Origin of the sequence: Stenotrophomonas sp. Br8 (assembly GCF_014763005.1) — a bacterium.
GTDB lineage: Bacteria > Pseudomonadota > Gammaproteobacteria > Xanthomonadales > Xanthomonadaceae > Stenotrophomonas > Stenotrophomonas lactitubi.
On record NZ_JACGTN010000004.1, the window covers coordinates 343,430 to 361,744 of the forward strand.

The window sequence follows — 18,315 nt, forward strand, 5'->3', positions numbered from 1 at the left end:
CTTCAACGACCACCACGAGGGGCTGCGCCGTTGGCTGGAAACTACACCGGAGCCAGCGCGGTAAAAGGCGCCCACGGCAGGTTGCGCAGCACGGCATAGCCCGGCAGCAGCCACAGCCAGAACGTGGGACTGGCCAGTACCCGCATCAGCGGATCGAGCACGCGCGGGCGCACGCCAGCCATGTTGAGCAGCATCAGGAACAGGAAGGGCAGGCTGATGACCAGCAACGGGTTCATCGCCATCGCGCCGGGCAGGTCGAAGTGGACCAGTGAATACAGGCAGCGCGTGCTGCCGCAGCCGGGGCAGTAGAAGCCGGTCAGTGCATACAGCGGGCAGCCCGGCAGCGGATTGCCGGAGACATACGGATTGACGTGGCGCAGGACCACGGCGGCACCCGCAGCCAGACCGGAAGCGGCCAGCAGCGGGGCCCAGCGGGCCAGGCGGGAACGAGCGGGAAGTGCGGACATGCAGGAGCGGGATCCGGCGCGTGGCCGGACCCCGTCGCGGGCATCAGTAGCTGCCGTTGCCGCCGCTCAGGGCGCCCAGGCCGCCAACGGCCATGATCACGATGAAGTACAGCACCATGACGACGACGGCGGCGATGGCCGACCACATGGCCCACTTCTTGGCCTTGTCGGCCGAATCACGGGCACCGGCGACGTCGCCAGCAGCCAGCTTGCCGTTGACCTGGGCGGCGTAGACGATCGACACGATGCCGGCCGGCAGGCAGCAGAACAGGGTGGACAGGATGGCCCAGACCAGATTGTTGGGGACCTGCGGGGTACTGGTGTTCATGGTTCAAGCTCCTCGATGGGTGGTGGTGGTGAATCAAAGGTCGGATAGAGCGCCCAGCACGGCCAAGCCGCCGAACAGCCCGAACCACAACAGCAACAGGACCGGCAGGGCAACGGCCGAAGCCACCGCCCACCAGCCCGCCTTGCGCGACGCGCTGTAGGCCCCCGGCAGGTCACCGGCCGCGCGGCGACCATCGACCTGGGCGGCATACACGATCGACACCACGCCCAACGGCAGGCAGCAGAACAGCGTCGTCAGGATCGCCCAGACCAGATGGTTGGGGATGTAGACCGGACGGCTGAGCGGTGGCGGTTGATTCAAAGCAAGACTCCATTCCTTGGTGGCCGGCCGTGTGAACGGGCCGAACCTCCCCCCTGTGGGTGCGTAATCTACCGCAACCTGCGACGCATGTATGCGGTTACAGCCAGATCCCGACGCCTTCGGCGCTTGACGGGACAAGAAAAAGCCGGCGCTTGGCGCCGGCTTTCAGAGCACGCTGCGGCGCGATCGGCCCCCTCAGGCGAGGTCGCCGCGCAGGGTGCGGACCTGGGCTTCCAGGGCGGCGGCATCGGTCGAATGGCCATCCACCGCCGGTGCCGCGACCACCTCTACGGTCGCCCGGAACCGGCGCGGCACGCGCATGCGGCCCAGGCGGGTATCGCGGCGGCTCCACATGCTCGACCACATGCCGCGCAGCGCCATCGGCACCACCGGCACCGGGCGGCGTTCGAGGATCTTCTCCACGCCGGATTTGAACGGTGCCATCGTGCCGTCGCGGGTCAATGCGCCTTCCGGGAAGATGCACACCAGTTCTCCCTCGGCGAGTGCGGCATCGACTTCATCGAACGCACGCTGCATCAGCGCAGGATCTTCGCGCGCACCGGCGATCGGAATCGCCTTGGCGGTGCGGAAAATCCAGCGCATCACCGGGATGTTGAAGATCTTGTAGTACATGACGAATCGCACCGGGCGCGGAATCGTCGCCGACAGGATCAGCGCGTCCATGTAGCTGACGTGGTTGCAGACCAGCAGTGCGGCACCTTCATCGGGTACGTTGCCCTCGATGCCATGCGGGCGCAGGCGATACAGCGTGCGCACCATCACCCAGCTGAGGAAACGCATCAGGAATTCGGGGACGATGGTGAAGATGTAGATCGCTACCACCGCGTTGGCGATGGCCAATGCCAGGAACAGCTGCGGGATGGTCCAGCCGAGCAGGCGCTGGGTGAGCAGGCCAAGTACCGCCGCTGCGACGATGAAGCCGGAGTTCTGGATGTTCAGCGCGGCGAACACGCGCGACATCTCCGATTTCGGCGTGCGGCTCTGGATCAATGCGAACAGCGGCACCACGAAGAAACCGGTGAACAGGCCGATGCCGAGCAGGTCGACGATGATGCGGATGCTGCCGGTTTGATGCACGAACTGGGTGACCGACAGGCCCTGCGCGGTGGCTTCACCGGCGCGTGCGAAGTACAGGTCCAGCAGGAACGCGGTCATGCCGAACGCGCCCAGTGGCACCAGGCCGATCTCCACGGTGCGTGCCGACAGCTTTTCGCACAGCAGCGAACCGACGCCGGTGCCGACCGAGAACAGCGCCAGCGCGAAGATGTACAGGGTTGGCTCGCCACCGAGGTTGGTGACCGCATAGGACGGCAGCTGCGCGGTGAGGATGGTGCCGACGAACCAGAACCAGGACACGCCGAGGATGGCGTTGCGTACCGATTTCTGCTTCCTGGCCATGCGCAGCACGGCCAGCGATTCGGGGATCGGGTTCCAGTTGATCTTCAGATCAGGGGCGCCGGCATCGACCTTGGGGATCATGCGCGCGGCCAGGTTGCCGCAGATCGCCAGCGCGATGACCGCCGTGGCAGCCACGATCGGGCCATGGGTGCCGGCCAGAGTGAACACCAGGCCGCCGACGATCATGCCGGTCAGGATCGACATCGACGTGCCCATCTCGACCAGGCCATTGCCACCGGTCAGTTCTTCCGGGCGCAGTACCGAGGGCAGCACCGAGTACTTCACCGGACCGAACAGGGTGGATTGCAGGCCCGTGCAGAACAGGGCCACCAGCAGCACCGGCAGGCTCTCGGTGAGAAAGCCCACCGCGGCCAGCGTCATGATCACGATCTCCATGGTGGTGGTGATCACGATCAGTCGCGATTTCTCCAGCTTTTCCGCGATCTGCCCGGCCAGGGCGGAGAACAGGAAGTAGGGCAGGATGAACAGCGCCGGCGCCAGGTTGGTGTAGAGCGTGCGCTCGCTCTCGGCAACGCCGAGGTAGAACAGCAGGCCGATGATCGCCTGCCGGTACACGTTGTCGTTGAAGGCACCCAACCCCTGCACGATGAAGAACGGCAGGAAACGGCGCTGGCGCAGCAGGGCGAACTGGTTGTGACCGGACATGGAACCTCCTTGGACCGGCGCAGCCTAGCATTCCTGCCCATCTGTCGGGACCGTGGCGGCATGCATCCACGCATGGCGTGGATCTACTCAGACCCCCTGGGTACGGACGGTGGGTGCGGACCGTTGGTCCGCACATCTGAGAACCTCAGACGATATCGTCGACCACGCCGCCGTCGACCCGCAACGCTGCGCCGGAGGTGGCCGACGCCTGCGGCGAGGCAAGGTAGACCACCATGTTGGCCACTTCCTCGACCGTGGCCGCGCGCTGGATCACCGACGCAGGACGATGGGCCATCACGAACTCACGGCCGATCTGTTCCAGCGGCTTGCCGCTACGCGCGCGTTCTTCTTCGAACATCGTTGCGAAGCCGTCGGACAACGTCGGGCCGGGCAGCACCGCATTGACGGTGACGCCGCTGCCGGCCACGCGCTTGGCCAGGCCGCGCGACAGCGACAGCTGCGCGGTCTTGCTGACGCCGTAATGGATCATGTCGGCCGGAATGTTGCGTGCCGATTCGGAGGAGATGAACAGCACGCGGCCCCAGCCGGCGTCGACCATCGCCGGCAGCAGGGCGCGCGACAGGCGCACGCCGGACATCACGTTGGTCTGCCAGTACTGCTCCCAGGTGGCATCGTCGGTCTCGAAGAAGTCCTGCGGGCCGAAGATGCCGGCATTGTTGACCAGGATGTCGACCTTCCCCGGCAGGCCGGCCAGCAGGGTGTCGACACCGCTGGCGTCGGACAGGTCGGCGGCCACGCCCAGCACGTTGGCCTTGGGAAGGGCAGCCAGCAGGCGCTGGCGCGCGCGTTCCACGCTGTCGGCGCTGCGGCCGTTGAGGATGACCTGCGCGCCGGCGGCGGCGAGCCCCTGTGCGATGGCGTGGCCGATGCCAGCGGTGGAGGCGGTGACCAGCGCGGTGCGGTCGTTGAGTTCGATCTTCATGGGGGAGATCCTGCGTGGGCGACACGGCAGTATCGGCGCCGGGGCGTGATCGGAATGCCCCCGTGGACGCAACACGATGTTGCACGGCCGTCAGCCGCACCCGTAGATCCACGCCATGCGTGGATGCCGTCAGCTCAAACCACGCACCGCGCCATTCGCCGCCGCTCTCACCTTCGGCAGCATCCGCAGCACCAGCGCCATCTGCGTGCGGATCAGCTGCAGTTTCGGCGGCATCGTCTCATCGAGCTGTTCCAGTTCCGCCGCCACCGCACGATCGGCATCGTTGTCTTCTTCCGACACCGGCTGCTGCGCAGTCAATGCCGACGCCAGCTGCTGCAGCGCTTTGCGCACCCGCTCGCCAGCGGCCAGCGCCAGTGGATCACCCGCATAGCTGTCGACCTGGTCGCGGTGCGCACCCAGCGCCGACAGGTGCCCGAGCAGGGTGTTGGACAACGCCAGGAAGTGGAAACCCGAATCGAGGTTGCGACGCACGTGGCCCGGTTCGCGCAGCATGTTCGACAAAGCGGTGGACAGTGCGGCATCGGCGTTGTGCATGTCGCGGCGGGCGATGCGGTAGGCCAGATCGTCGCGCATGCCGCTGCGGTACTGACCCAGCACCGATTCCAGATAACGGGCGGCGGTATCCAGCACCCGCGCCAGCACGCGGTGCAACTGTCGGCCCTGCCAGTCCGGCAGGATCAGGAACGCGGCGGCGGCTGCGATCGCGCAGCCGAGGATCGTATCGACCATGCGCGGCACGATCAGTACGAAGCCGTCGCCGATCAGGTTGAAGCAGGTCAGCGCCATCACCGTGATGGCGGCCGAGGCGACCAGATAGCGGTCGGAACGGGTGAAGAAGAACAGCAGTGCTGACAGCAGCGCGATCAGCAGCTGGATCTCCAGCCGGGGGAACAGCTGCAGCAGCGCCCAGGTCAGCACCAGGCCGGCCAGCGTACCGACGATGCGCTGGGCCAGGCGCTGGCGGGTGGCGCCGAAACTGGGCCGGCACACGAACACGATGGTCAGCAGCACCCACGAGCCGTTCTGGGCATTGAACAGGCGGATGGCAACGAAACCGGCGATCAGTGCCAGCGCCATGCGCAGGCCATGGCGGAACAGCACCGAGCCCGGGGTGAGCTGCTGGCGCAGGCGCACGCCCATTTCGCGCAGGGTGTGCGGGTTGCTGTCGCGCAGGCGGGTGTCGACGTTGTCCAGGCTGGCTTCGGAACGTTCGGCATCGAGCAGGCGGCGCTCGATGCTGCGCAGGTTGTGCACCAGCAGGTCCAGCGAGCCGAGCAGACGCTGCCACTGCGGACGTTGCTGGTCGCGCAGGTAGGTCAGCGCATCGGCCAGGTCGCGCCCGGCCTGCTGGTTGCTCTCGCCGTAGACGAACGGGCGGCGCAGCCGGATCGCTTCGCCCAGCCGTGCACAGGCCTGGCCCTGCAGGTCGAGCAGGCGCTGGCAGCGGTACAGCACGTCGCTGTGGAAGAACGCATCGACCAGCGCGCCGTACGGATAGTGGGAGGAGCTGGCGCGCTCATGGAAATCCTGTGCCATGTAGTACAGGCGAAGGTACAGGCCGGAGTTGACGCCGGGCCGGCCGGAGCGGCCAAAGCGCGCCAGGATCGCCGTCTTCGCCTCGTTCAGCGCACCGACTACGCGGCGGTTCTGTTCGGCCAGGTCGAGCTGGCGGCGCTGCAGGTCCGCCTCACGCACGGGTTCGAACAGAGCGGCCTTGAGCTGCAGGTAACGGCCCAGCTCCACGTACAGGCGTGCCACGCGCTCGCGCACCGGCCGGTTGGCGAACAGCGTGGTCCACAGAATCGACAGCAGCCCGTACCAGACCGCACCCGCCAGCAGGTGGCTGACCGCGTCCAGCGCGCTGTGCAGGTCATGGGCACCATGCTGTTCCAGGCCGATCATGGTGTAGATGGCCAGGGTGACGGTGGCCTGGGCGATGGACGCGTAGCGCTCGCCGAGTGCGCCGAGCAGTGTCAGGCCGAACGTGGACAGCGCCAGGGCCGTGATGAAGATCCACGGCCAGGGGAACAGCCAGATCACCGAGGCCGCCGCCAGGCAGAAGCACAGCAGCGACAGCAGCACGGCCTTGGTCCGGCCCCACCAGTTGTCATCGGTCTCGGCAATCGCGCTGGCGATGATGCCCAGGAACACGCCGGGCAGCGCGGTCAGCGCATCCAGGTGCCAGCACACGGCCAGGGCCGCTGTCAGGGCAATGAACACCCGCAGGCCATAGCTGGCCTTCTCGTGGGCCCACAGGCGGCTGAGGCGGGATTCGCGTGCGGACATGCAGGCTCGGCGGAAGGATCGACCTCCATTATTGCGGGCCGCGCGTGAAATGGTAGATCCACGCCATGCGTGGATGATTTTCCGCTCGATACCCGGTAGTGCCGGCCGCCGGCCGGCTCCTCATGAGCCCGGACGAAGGTGCGAGGAGCCGGCCAGCGGCCGGCACTACCGTTTGCCGGTCGCTTACATGTCGAACCGCACGCTCAGCGCGAAGGTGCGCGGCAGGCCGACGCCCGCATTGGACCAGTACCTGCGGTTGGCCAGGTTCTCCACGCTGGCACGCAGGGTCACCGGATGGCCGGAGGCCAGCAGGCGGTAGCCGATGCCGGCATTGACGAGCGTGTAGTCGGGCAGCTTCAGGGTGTTGTCGGCGTCATACCAGACATCGCCGTAGTAGCGCACGGCGGCATAGGTCTCCAGCCCTTCCACCCACGGCAGCTGGTAGGTGGCGTGCAGCACGCCGCTCCAGCGTGCTGCACCGACGGTGCGGTTGCCTTCCTGCGCCGCGCTGCCCGGTGACAGCTTGTCGTAGGTCGGGTCCAGCCAGGTCACGCCACCGCCGACGGTCAGCGCATCGGTCAGGTGCAGGTCGGCGCTGGCTTCGATACCTTCGTACAGGGTGATGCCATCCTGCACCAGGCGCTTGCCTGCATCGGTCAGCTGATCGATGTTGGCGCCGCGCTCCAGGCGGAAGGCAGCGACGTTCGCGTTCCAGCGATCCGCTTCAACCTTGGCGCCGATCTCGTACTGCTTGCTGATGGTGGGGTCGAGCACATCGCCGGCATTGACGTAGCTGTTGCCGACGCGGCCGCCGGCTTCCAGCGACTCGATGTAGCTGGCATACAGGGTGACGGCCTCGCTGGGCTTGAACATCACCGCATAGGTCGGGGTGACCGGATAGGTGTGGTACGCGCCCTTGGTCTCGAAATCGTTGTAGCGCCAACCGGCCAGCACCGACCAGCCATGGCCGAGGTCGACGGTATCGCTGACGAACACGGCCTTCTGCACGGTTTCGCTGCCACGGCTCATCACCCGCGAACCGACTGCATCGTGGCGGATGTCATGGCGCTGGTACAGGTTGGCACGGCCGATCAGGTTGAACTCGTAAGGACGGTCCCAGCCCAGCCCGGTCTGGTGGCTGACACCGGCCACCAGCTGGTGCTGCAGCGGACCGGTGCCGAAGCTGCCCTGCACCAGTGCCTGCGCCAGCTTCCACTCGCTCTTGCCGCCGAGCTCGTAGACGTTGACGTCGTAGTCGCCGTTGAGGTCATCGATGTAGGCAAAGATCTTGTTGACGTCGTTCCATGAGGTGGTGACGCCATAGCTCAGGCTGGCCTTCCAGTCGCTGTTGATCTGCCAGTTCAGTGCGGTGGACAGCAGGCTGGAACGGGTGTCGTAGTAGGTGCCAGGCACACTGTTGTCGACATCGCCGGCGATCGGTCGCGGCAGCGACGTCAGGCCACGGAAGTAGTACTGCGGTGATTCCTCGCGCAGGTCGCGCGACTGGAATACGCCGTCGAAGGTCCAGGTGAGCGCATCGCTCAGGCGCGCGTCCAGCGACAACGCGCCGACCTTGCGATCGACATGGCCGCCGTTGAAGGTTTCGCCCTTCTCCTGGTACGCGTTGAAGCGGTAGCCGAACATCTGCTCGTTGCCGAAGCGGCCACCGACGTCGATGCCGCCGCTGACGATGCCCTGCTCGCGCCAGCCGAGCTGGGCGGAGAAGGTCGGTACGTCGGTCGGCTTCTTGGTGATGTAGTTGACGATGCCGCCCGGTGCGCCGAAGCCGTACAGGAACCCGCCGGGGCCCTTCAGCAGGTCGACCTGTTCCATCACTTCCAGCGGCCATTCGGTGCCCCAGGACGAGACCTGCAGGCCGTTGACCCGGTAGCTGTCGAAATTCAGGTCGATGCCGCGGTTGCGGATCGGAGAGCTCCAGCCGCTGGCATAGGCGCTTACCTGCGTGGTGACCGAGGGGTCGAGCAGGAAGGCTTCGCCCAGCGACACGGCCTGGCGCTGTTCGATCTGCTCACGGCCGACGGCGGTGATCGCAAACGGGGTATCACGCAGGGCGCGGTCGCCCAGGGCGCCGGCCTCGGTGTGGGTACGTTCGGCGATGACCTTGACCGCGTCCAGATCGGTGGCACTACGGGCGTCGGCGGGGGCTTCGGCGTGTGCAGTGCAGGCGGCGGACAGCGCTACGGCCAGCACGGCCAGGCGGGGGGAGCGGATGGGCAACATCGATGGAGATCCTCGGCGGGCGGCCAGGGGCCATCCGCCCATGCAGGGGGGAAAGGTCGGTGGCTGGGATCACACAGGCGTGCCGGCAACGGCAGCGGGGCGCCGCAAGGGGGCGCAGGACCATGGCTGGATGAGAATTGTTCTCTTTTCGTTACAGCGCGTCAAATGCCATCGGGGTGCGGACCAACGGTCCGCACCCACCAGAGGCAGGTGTTGCAGTAGATCCACGCCATGCGTGGATGGGTCTTGCTACGCCCGCTGCGCACGCCTCAGCAGCTTTGCCTCACGCCTGCGCGCACGCCGCGCCTTCCAGCGCTCGGCCAGGCACGAGAAGATCACGTACAACGCCGGTGTGCTGAGCAGGGTCAGGCTCTGCGAGAACAGCAGGCCACCGATCATCGCAATGCCCAGCGGGCGACGCAGTTCCGAACCTTCACCCAGGCCGATCGCCAGCGGCACCGCCGCCAGGATCGCCACCATCGTGGTCATCATGATCGGGCGGAAACGCACGATGCTGGCTTCGCGTGCCGCCTCGCGCGGAGTCAGCCCATGTTCGCGCTGCGCCACCAAGGCGAAGTCGATCATCATGATCGCGTTCTTCTTGACGATGCCGATCAGCAGCACCAGCGCGATCATCGAGATCACCGACAGTTCGGTGTTGGTGCCGAACAACGCCAGCAACGCACCCACGCCGGCTGCCGGTAGCGTGGACAGGATCGTCACCGGGTGGATCAGGCTTTCGTACAGGATGCCCAGCACCAGGTAGACGGTGAGGATCGCCGCCAGCACCAGGATCAGCATGTCGCTGGGGTCGGAGTTGAAGCCGAAGCCCGCGTCGTCGGCCAGGCGGATGTCGCCGGGCATGCGCATGCCGGCCACGGTGCTGTCGATGATGGCCTTGGCCTCGCCCATGCTGACGCCGGGGGCGAGGTTGTAACTCAGATCCATCGTCGTGTACTGGTTTTCATGGGTGATCTGCGAGGGCGCCAGGCCCGGCGCCTGTCTGGCCACCGCGGTGATCGGCACCATCTCGCCGTTGCGTGCGCGCACATGCACTTCGTCCAGCGCCGCGGGCGTGGCGGTCTGCGATGGCAGCGCATTGACCACCACGCTGTACTGGTTGATGTCCGAGTAGATGGTGGAGATCTGGCGCTGGCCGAACGCGCCGTACAGCGCACCGTCGATGGCGCCGACCGTGATGCCCAGGCGCGCGGCCTTGGCACGGTCGATCTCGATGTTCTGGCGCAGACCGGCATTGTCGACGTCGGTGCCGACATCGCGCAGCTTCGGATTCTTCTTCAACGCCGCCTGCAGCTTGGGCAGCCATTCCTGCAGCGCGGCCAGGTCGTTGCCCTGCAGCGAGACGCGGTACTGCGCGCCCTGGCTGTTGCCACCACCATCATTGCTGGGCAGGTCCTGGATCGCGCGCAGGCGCAGCTGCAGGTCCGGGTAACGGTCGGCCTTCGCACTCAGTCGTGCCAGTGCATGTGCGGTGGTTTCGCGGCGGCCTTCCTTGCGCGACTTCAGTTCGACGTTGAACTGCGCGCTGGAGCCCTGGCGGCCACTGCCCAGGCGTACGCCCACGGTCTTCACCGCCGGGTCGGCCATCAGCATGTCGGTGATGCGCCGCTGGCGGCTGACCATGTCCTCGAAGGACACCGTCGCACTGGAGTTGGCGCGGCCCCAGATCAGGCCGGTGTCCTGCGGCGGGAACGCGCCCTTCTTCACCGCACCGAACAGGAAGATGGTGACGCCGATCAGGATCAACGGCGTCAGCGACAGCAGCAGCGCATGACGCAGTGAGAAATCAAGGAACACGGTGTAGACGCGCAGCATCCGCTCGTGGCCGGCATCGAGCCAGCGGCCGAAGCGGGACGGCGCCGCCTTGTGGTCGTGTGCGCTGAGGAAGCGGCTGCACAGCGCCGGGGTCAGCGTCAGCGAAACGATCATCGACACCACGATCGCCGCCACCAGGGTCACGGTGAACTCGCGGAAGAACGCGCCCATCATGCCGCTGGCGAACAGCAGCGGGATGAACACCGCCACCAGCGAGGCGGTGATCGAGACGATGGTGAAGCCGATTTCGCGCGCACCGGCGAAGGCCGCCTGCATCCGCGGCATGCCCTCGTCGAGGTGGCGCATGATGTTCTCGATCACCACGATCGCATCGTCGACCACGAAGCCGATCGCGATCACCAGCGCCAGCAGGCTCAGGTTGTTCAGGGTGAAACCCATCACGTACATCACCAGCGCGGCACCGGCCAGTGACAGCGGCACGGTGACCGCAGCGATCAACGTCGGCGCCAACCGGCGCAGGAACAGCGCCATCGTCAGCACCACCATCGCCAGGCTGATCAGCAGGGTGATCTGCACTTCATGCAGCGACGAACGGATGGTCGGGGTGCGGTCGAAGTAGGGCGTCATCGTGGTGCCCGGCTGCAGGTAATCGCGCAACGCGGGAATCTGCGCTTTCACCCGGTCCACGGTCTCGACGATGTTGGCGCCGGCACGGGTGAACACATACATCACCACGGCCGGTTTGTGGTCGAACCACGCGGCCTGGTACGCATCCTGCTGGCCGTCGTAGACGTTGGCGATGTCCTTAAGGCGGATCACCCGGCCATCGCCCTGGGTCTTGACCACCAGATCGGCGAAGTCGGCGGCGCGCGCGACCGAATCGTTGGCGATGATCGCCGTGGTGGTGTTGCCATCGCTGAGGAAGCCGGTGGGCGAGGTCACGTTGGCCGCACGCACGGCATTGCGCAGGTCGTCGGCGGTCAGTCCCAGCGCGTTCATCAGGCGCAGGTTGACGTCCACGCGCACCGCCGGCGTCGAGGCACCGGCGATATCCACCGAGGCGACACCGCCGATCTGGCGGATGCGCTGGGCCAGCAGCGAGTCGGCCACGTTGTACAGCTCATCGGCGGACTGCGTCTGTGACGTCAGCGCGATGGCGATCACCGGATCGTCGTTCGGGTTCGCCTTCTGGTACATCGGCGAGCCCATGCCCGAGGGCAGGTCGGCCTGCGCCGAATTGATCGCCGTCTGTACGTCCAGCGCGGCTGAATCGATGTCGCGGTCGCTCTGGAAGATCATGAACACCAGCGAGCTGCCTTCCGAACTCGACGAGCGCATGCGGTCGATGCCCGGCAGCTGGCCGAGGTGGCGCTCCAGCGGCGCGGTCACCGTGGAGGCCATGGTTGCCGCGTCCGCGCCGGACTGGCTGGCGTGCACGAAGATCACCGGGATCTCGATGTTCGGCAGCGCCGACACGCCGAGCCGCAGGTAACAGATCACGCCGACCATGAACAAGCCGATGGCCAGCAGGGCAGTGCCGATCGGACGGCGGATGAAGGGGCCGGACAGATTCATCGTGCGGCCCGCCGAAGGTGCGGGGCCAGGGTCATGCCTGCGGCTCCTGCACCGTGCCATCGCGCAGCGCGCGCTGTTCACGGCGACGTGCAAGCCATTCCGAGAAGCGCTCCATGTACAGGTAGATCACCGGCGTGGTGTACAGCGTCACCAGCTGCGACAACAGCAGGCCGCCGACGATGGCGATGCCCAGCGGGCGACGCAGTTCCGAGCCGATGCCGGTGCCCAGCGCCAGCGGCAACGCGCCGAGCATGGCCGCTGCGGTGGTCATCATGATCGGGCGGAAGCGCAGCAGGCAGGCGCGGCGGATGGCCTCGCGCGCGTTGGCGCCAGTGCGCCGCGCCTCGATGGCGAAGTCGACCATCATGATGCCGTTCTTCTTGACGATGCCGATCAGCAGCACGATGCCGACGATGCCGTCCACCGACAGGCTCAGGCCACAGACCATCAGTGCCAGCAGCGCACCGACGCCGGCCGGCGGCAGGGTCGAGATGATCGTGATCGGGTGGATGTAGCTCTCGTAGAGCACGCCCAGCACGATGTAGATCACCACCAGCGACGCCAGCAGCAGCCACACCACGTCGGTCTGGCTGCCGGTGAATTCGGCGGCCTTGCCGATGAACTGCGCATGCACGTGCGCCGGCATGTCCAGGCTGGCCTTGGTCTCTTCGATGGCCTTGACCGCATCGGACAGCGAATAACCCGGGGCGACGTTGAACGACACCGTCACCGCAGGCAGCTGCTGCTGGTGGCTGACCAGCAGCGGCGCGCTGGACACCTTGGCCTCGGCCAGCGCCGACAGCGGGATGATGCTGCCCGCACCGACGGTGATGCCGGTGTTCTGCGCACCGATACCGGTGGCGGTGGACGAGTTGGACGAAGTGACCTGGCCGAAGCTGGTGGCGTTGGTGCCGGTCAGTGCGCCGGCGCCATTGGAGGCAACGGCGAGCTGTTCCATCAGCGCGGTGCTGGTGCGGAACTGCGGTGCCACTTCCAGTACCACGCGGTACTGGTTGAGCTCGGTGAAGATGGTCGAGATCTGGCGCTGGCCGAACGCATCGTAGAGCGTGTCGTCGATGGTCTGCATCGGCACGCCCAGCACGCTGGCCTTGTCGCGGTCGATGTTCAGTTCCAGTGCGCGGCCCTGGTTGGACAGGTTGTTGTCGACGTCGGCCAGTTCCGGGCGCTGGCGCAGTGCCTGGGTCAGGCGGTTGGCCTGCAGTGCAACTTCGGCGCTGTCCACGTCCGACAGCGAGTACTGGTATTCGGTGGCGGCCACGCGGGTATCCAGGGTCACGTCCTGTACCGGCTTCAGGTACAGCGCCACGCCGGGAATGCCGGCGACGGACTTCTGCAGGCGCGGCAGGATGTCATCCAGTCCATCGCGCTCGCCGCGCTCTTTCAGCACGATCGACAGCTGGCCCTGGTTGAGCGTGGGATTCATGCTGCCGGCGCCGATGAAGGCTGACACGCCGGTCACGTCCGCGTCCTTGCGCAGCGCCTCGGCAACCTGCTTGGTGCGCTGCTCCATCTGCGGGAACGCGATGTTCTGGTCGGCCTGGACCACGGCGGTGATCAGGCCGGTGTCCTGTTCGGGCAGCAGGCCCTTGGGGATCAGCACGTACAGCAGCACGGTCAGTACCAGCGCGGCAGCGGCCACGGCCAGGGTGAGGGGCTGGTGTTCCAGCACCCAGTCCAGGCTGCGCTCGTACAGGCCGACGGTGCGCGTCCACAGGTTCTGCTTGCCGGCTGCGGCGGCACGCTCGTGCGCGTCCTCGCCCTCGGGCAGCGCATCGGGCTTGAGCAGGTAGGCACACATCATCGGGGTGAGCGTCAGCGAGATCAGCATCGACAGCACCACCGCGATGCTCAGCACCCAGGCGAACTCGTGGAACAGGCGGCCGGTGACGCCGGGCATCAGCAGCAGCGGCAGGAACACCGCTACCAGCGAAACCGTCAGCGACAGCACGGTGAAGCCGATCTGGCGCGCACCGATCTCGGCCGCTTCCTTGCCACTCTTGCCTTGTTCGATGTAGCGCACGATGTTCTCGATCATCACGATCGCATCGTCGACCACGAAGCCGGTGGCCACCACCAGCGCCATCAGCGAGAGGTTGTCCAGCGACATGCCGGTGAAGGCCATCACCGCGAAGGTGCCGGCCAGCGACAACGGCACCGCCACCGAGGGAATGATCGTGGCCCAGAACCGGCGCAGGAACACGAAGATCACCGCCACCACCAGACCGATGGTCAGGATCAGGGTGAACTGCACCTCATGCACCGACGCGCGGATGGTTTCGGTGCGGTCGGAGAACACTTCCAGGTGCACGTCGGCCGGCAGCACGCCCTGCAGCTGCGGCAGCAGCGCGCGGATGCGCTCGACGGTCTGCACGATGTTGGCGCCGGGCTGGCGGCGCACTTCCAGCAGCACCGCCGGCTTGCCATCGGCCCACGCGGCCAGCTGGTCATTCTCCACGCCATCGATCACTTCGGCCACGTCGGACAGTCGCACCGGGCGGCCGTTCTTGTAGCTGATGATGGTGTCGCGGTACTCGGCGGCGCTGGCCAGCTGGTCGTTGGTGCCGATGCTGTAGGACTGGGTCTTGCCGTTCAACGAGCCCTTCGGCGCATTGACGTTGGCCTGGGTGAGCGCGCTGCGCAGCTCTTCCAGGGTCAGGCCCATGTTGGACAGCTGCGCCGGGTTGACCTGGATGCGCACGGCCGGACGCACGTTGCCGGCGATCGACACCAGGCCCACGCCCTGCACCTGCGACAGGCGCTGGGCGAGGATCGAGTCAGCGTAGTTGTTGACGTCGCGCAGCGGCCGCGTATCGGAGGTCAGCTTGAGGGTGACGATGGCCGCGTCGGCCGGGTTCACCCGGTTGTAGACCGGCTGGTACGGCAGCGACGAGGGCAGGGTGGCCTGGCGGATCGCCGCCTGCACGTCCTGTGCGGCGATGTCGATGTCGCGGTCCATCGAGAACTGCAGGATGATCGTGGACAACCCCGCCGAGGAATCGGAGGTCATCAGTTCCAGCCCGGAGATCTGCCCGAACTGGCGCTCCAGCGGCGTGGTCACCAGCGAGGCCATGGTGGTGGCGTTGGCACCGGGGTACTGGGTGGTCACCACCAGGCTGGGCGCATCGATTTCCGGCAGCGCCGACACCGGCAGCTTGCGGTAACCGAGGATGCCCAGGAGCAACAAGCCCGCCATCAACAGCGAGGTGGCAATCGGGCGGCGGATGAAGATCGTCGAAAAGCCCACGGACTGATCCTTGCTGGCACATCAATGGCAGCGCCGGCGGGATCGCCGGCGCGGGGAAGAGCAGGGGCCTGCGCTCAGCGCGGGCCACCACCGCGGCGGCCGCCGCCACTCTTCTGTTCGGCGGCCTTCAGTTCGGCCTCGGTCGGTGCGGCCGGCGTTTCGCCCGGCTTCAGCGCGGTCACCTTGCTGCCCGGCTTCAGGCGGAACTGGCCTTCGCTGACCACGCGCTCGCCGCCTTTCAGGCCTTCGGCGACCTGCACCTGGCTGTCGCCCACTTCCACGCCACTGCGCACGGTCTGCATCTTCACCGTGTTGTCGCCCTGCACGACATAGACGTACTCGCCGTCCGGGCCACGCAGTACCGCCTGGGTCGGGATCACCACGCCGCCGCCGATGGTGCGCAACTGCATGCGCACATTGACGAACTGGCCCGGCCACAGGCCGTTGTCGGTGTTGTCGAACACCGCGCGCGCCTTGAAAGTACCGCTGTCGGCGCTGATCAGGTTGTCGACCACATCCAGCTTGCCGTCGCCGCTGAGCACGTGCGAATCGGCGCGGTCCAGCGCGGCGACCGGCACGCTGCCGGCAGCCTGCGCCTGGCGCACGTCGCCGAGCTGGCGCTCGGGCAGGTTGAACAGCACGTGGATCGGATGGATCTGGGTCAGGGTGACCAGTGCGGTGCCGGCGTTGACCACATTGCCGGCGTCGACCGCGCGGATGCCGGCGATACCGGTGATCGGTGCGGTGACCCGGGTGTACTGCAGTTGCACCTGCGCCGAGCGCATGCTCGCTTCATTGGCGGCCACCGCGCTTTCGTACTGTGCCACCTGGTTTCGTTGTGTATCCAGATCGGTCTTGGCCACGAACTGGCGGTACTCCGGCGCGTTCGAGCGCTGGTAGTTCGAGCGCGCGGTGGCCAGCAGGGCCTCGTTCTGGCGCTTGGAAGCGACGGCCTGGTCATAGCTGGCCTGGGCGGTGCGCGGGTCGATCACCGCCAGCACGTCGCCCTTCTTCACTTCCTGGCCTTCGCGGAAATTGAGGCTCATCAGCTGGCCGCCCACCTGCGGGCTGACGGTCACGGTGTTCATCGCGGTTACCGTGCCCAGCGCGCTGGCATACACCGGCACGTCCTGGCGTACGGCATCGACCACGGTTACCGGCACCGGGCCGGCATCGGGATCTTCACCACCCTCACGGGCGCCTGCTTCCTGCCCCGCGGCCTTGTCCTTGCCGCCACCGAGTACGCGCAGGCCGACCACGGCCAGCACCAGTACCGCCACGACCAGCAGCACGATCTTCCAAACACGTGACATTCAAGACTCCAAGAGGGCTGGACGGGGTGGCACCCCGGGTGGCAATGCGCAAAGCATACCTGTGGCCCACCGGGTTTCCTGCATGACGGATGGGACGGGCGCTCAGACCGGTGGGCGACGGTGGAGGTTCCCGTAGCGGCGAGGTTGCCCTACATTCAGGTGCAGACCCCTTCCGTGGAGATCGAGATGCGCCGTTCGTTGCTGCTGTCCGCCCTGCTGCTGGCCCTGCCGGCCCTTGCCCATGCCGAGGACGCCCAGCGCCCGGAAGTGACCGCCGCCGCGCAGCGCCTGCAGGCCAAAGTGGTTGAATGGCGACGCGATTTCCATCAGCACCCGGAACTGTCCAACCGCGAGGAGCGCACCTCCGCCGAGGTCGCCAAGCGCCTGCGTGCGATGGGCCTGAAGCCGAAGACCGGCATCGCCCACCACGGCGTGGTGGCGATCATTGAAGGCGGCAAGCCCGGCCCGAAGATCGCCCTGCGTGCGGACATGGACGCACTGCCGGTGACTGAGCAGACCGGTCTGCCGTTCGCCTCCAAGGCCACCGCGCAGTACCGAGGGCAGACCGTAGGCGTGATGCACGCCTGTGGCCATGACGCGCACACCGCCACCCTGCTGGGCGTGGCCGAAGCGCTGGTGGCGATGAAGAAGGACCTGCCGGGCCAGGTGATGCTGATCTTCCAGCCGTCCGAGGAAGGTGCGCCGCCGCCGGAAGAGGGCGGTGCAGCGCTGATGCTGAAGGAAGGCCTGTTTGCCGACTTCAAGCCGGAAGCCGTATTCGGCCTGCATGTGTTCTCCAGCGTGCAGGCAGGGCAGATCGCGGTGCGCGGTGGCCCGCTGATGGCCGCGTCCGATCGTTTCGGCATCAAGGTGATCGGCCGCCAGACGCATGGCTCGGCACCGTGGAACGGCGTCGACCCGATTGTGGCCACTGCCGATCTGATCGGCACCGCACAGACCATCGTCAGCCGCCGCGCCAACCTCTCCAAGCAGCCGGCGGTGCTGACCTTCGGCGCGATCAACGGCGGCATCCGCTACAACATCATTCCCGATGAAGTGGAGATGGTCGGCACCATCCGCACCTTCGACGAAGGCATGCGCCAGCAGATCTTCGCCGACCTGCGCAACGTGGCCGATCACACGGCTGCCGCGCACGGGGCCAAGGCGGTGACCGACATCTACGAATCGGAAGGCAACCCGGCCACGGTGAACGACCCGGCGTTGACCGCGAAGATGCTGCCAAGCCTGCAGGCGGTGGTGGGCAAGGACAACGTGTACGAGCCGCCGCTGCAGATGGGCGCGGAGGATTTCTCGCTGTACGCCAAGGAAGTGCCGGGCATGTTCTTCTTCGTCGGCTCCACCAGCGTGGGCATCGACCCGGCGACGGCGCCGGCCAATCATTCGCCGAAGTTCCTGCTGGATGAGAAAGCGCTGGATGTCGGATTCCGTGCGTTGCTGCAGGTGAGTCTGGATTACCTGCACGGCGGCGGCACCCCGGCTGGTTAAGGGTTACCGGCAGGGCTTGCAGCCCTGCACCCGCCGAGGCAACGGCAACAGCCGGAGCAACGGCAAAAGCTGGCTATCCGTGGGATGGCGGGGTGGGTCCGGTGGCAGGGGACGGCGCAAGTACGTCCCTGTAGCCTCGGTCGCGCCATCCATGGCGCTCACGCCCC

At 66.7% G+C, this 18,315-nt stretch carries 11 protein-coding genes; 1 reads left to right on the forward strand and 10 read right to left on the reverse strand.

What is annotated here, in order from left to right; translation table 11 throughout:
* Window positions 1–41 precede the first annotated feature (41 nt).
* From H3005_RS05455 to H3005_RS05500, 10 genes are all read right to left on the reverse strand, one after another.
* Complete coding sequence (locus H3005_RS05455; protein WP_089237343.1) at window positions 42–467, reverse strand: DUF2752 domain-containing protein; 426 nt, start codon at window positions 465–467, stop codon at window positions 42–44.
* Window positions 468–510: 43 nt separating this feature from the next.
* Window positions 511–795 carry a CD225/dispanin family protein gene (locus tag H3005_RS05460; protein ID WP_100462178.1) on the reverse strand — a complete coding sequence of 95 codons (285 nt, stop codon included), beginning with the start codon at window positions 793–795 and terminating at the stop codon, window positions 511–513.
* Window positions 796–828: 33 nt separating this feature from the next.
* Window positions 829–1,116, reverse strand: a complete 288-nt coding sequence (locus tag H3005_RS05465; protein ID WP_089237339.1) for a CD225/dispanin family protein — start codon at window positions 1,114–1,116, stop codon at window positions 829–831.
* A 195-nt stretch (window positions 1,117–1,311) separates the two neighbouring features.
* Complete coding sequence (locus H3005_RS05470) at window positions 1,312–3,201, reverse strand: MFS transporter (RefSeq protein WP_191077719.1); 1,890 nt, start codon at window positions 3,199–3,201, stop codon at window positions 1,312–1,314.
* A gap of 145 nt (window positions 3,202–3,346) precedes the next feature.
* Window positions 3,347–4,144: an SDR family oxidoreductase gene (locus H3005_RS05475; protein WP_191077720.1), complete on the reverse strand. Its 798-nt coding sequence runs from the start codon at window positions 4,142–4,144 to the stop codon at window positions 3,347–3,349.
* Window positions 4,145–4,273: 129 nt separating this feature from the next.
* Window positions 4,274–6,451, reverse strand: coding sequence for a YccS family putative transporter (gene yccS / locus H3005_RS05480; RefSeq protein WP_191077721.1), 2,178 nt, complete (start codon window positions 6,449–6,451; stop codon window positions 4,274–4,276).
* 183 nt (window positions 6,452–6,634) lie between these two features.
* Window positions 6,635–8,692: a TonB-dependent receptor gene (locus H3005_RS05485; protein ID WP_191077722.1), complete on the reverse strand. Its 2,058-nt coding sequence runs from the start codon at window positions 8,690–8,692 to the stop codon at window positions 6,635–6,637.
* Window positions 8,693–8,941: 249 nt separating this feature from the next.
* Window positions 8,942–12,064 carry an efflux RND transporter permease subunit gene (locus H3005_RS05490; RefSeq protein ID WP_191077723.1) on the reverse strand — a complete coding sequence of 1,041 codons (3,123 nt, stop codon included), beginning with the start codon at window positions 12,062–12,064 and terminating at the stop codon, window positions 8,942–8,944.
* Between the two features lie 31 nt (window positions 12,065–12,095).
* Window positions 12,096–15,329: an efflux RND transporter permease subunit gene (locus tag H3005_RS05495; protein WP_100553808.1), complete on the reverse strand. Its 3,234-nt coding sequence runs from the start codon at window positions 15,327–15,329 to the stop codon at window positions 12,096–12,098.
* A 74-nt stretch (window positions 15,330–15,403) separates the two neighbouring features.
* The gene (locus H3005_RS05500) at window positions 15,404–16,642 is read right to left on the reverse strand and encodes an efflux RND transporter periplasmic adaptor subunit (RefSeq protein WP_089237326.1); all 1,239 of its coding nucleotides are present in this window, start codon (window positions 16,640–16,642) and stop codon (window positions 15,404–15,406) included.
* A gap of 186 nt (window positions 16,643–16,828) precedes the next feature.
* On the opposite strand from H3005_RS05500, the gene H3005_RS05505 reads away from it, so the two are divergent.
* Window positions 16,829–18,148 (forward strand): M20 family metallopeptidase, encoded by a 1,320-nt coding sequence (locus H3005_RS05505; RefSeq protein ID WP_100553807.1) that lies wholly within the window; start codon window positions 16,829–16,831, stop codon window positions 18,146–18,148.
* Window positions 18,149–18,315: the final 167 nt, after the last annotated feature.

Bases quoted from the DNA above. Each gene is read 5' to 3' on its own strand.
- H3005_RS05500 (WP_089237326.1), bottom strand. From the start codon at position 16,642: ATGTCACGTGTTTGGAAGATCGTGCTGCTGGTCGTGGCGGTACTGGTG.
- H3005_RS05485 (WP_191077722.1), bottom strand. From the start codon at position 8,692: ATGTTGCCCATCCGCTCCCCCCGCCTGGCCGTGCTGGCCGTAGCGCTG.
- H3005_RS05505 (WP_100553807.1), top strand. From the start codon at position 16,829: ATGCGCCGTTCGTTGCTGCTGTCCGCCCTGCTGCTGGCCCTGCCGGCC.
- H3005_RS05490 (WP_191077723.1), bottom strand. From the start codon at position 12,064: ATGAATCTGTCCGGCCCCTTCATCCGCCGTCCGATCGGCACTGCCCTG.
- H3005_RS05455 (WP_089237343.1), bottom strand. From the start codon at position 467: ATGTCCGCACTTCCCGCTCGTTCCCGCCTGGCCCGCTGGGCCCCGCTG.
- H3005_RS05460 (WP_100462178.1), bottom strand. From the start codon at position 795: ATGAACACCAGTACCCCGCAGGTCCCCAACAATCTGGTCTGGGCCATC.
- H3005_RS05475 (WP_191077720.1), bottom strand. From the start codon at position 4,144: ATGAAGATCGAACTCAACGACCGCACCGCGCTGGTCACCGCCTCCACC.
- yccS (WP_191077721.1), bottom strand. From the start codon at position 6,451: ATGTCCGCACGCGAATCCCGCCTCAGCCGCCTGTGGGCCCACGAGAAG.
- H3005_RS05470 (WP_191077719.1), bottom strand. From the start codon at position 3,201: ATGTCCGGTCACAACCAGTTCGCCCTGCTGCGCCAGCGCCGTTTCCTG.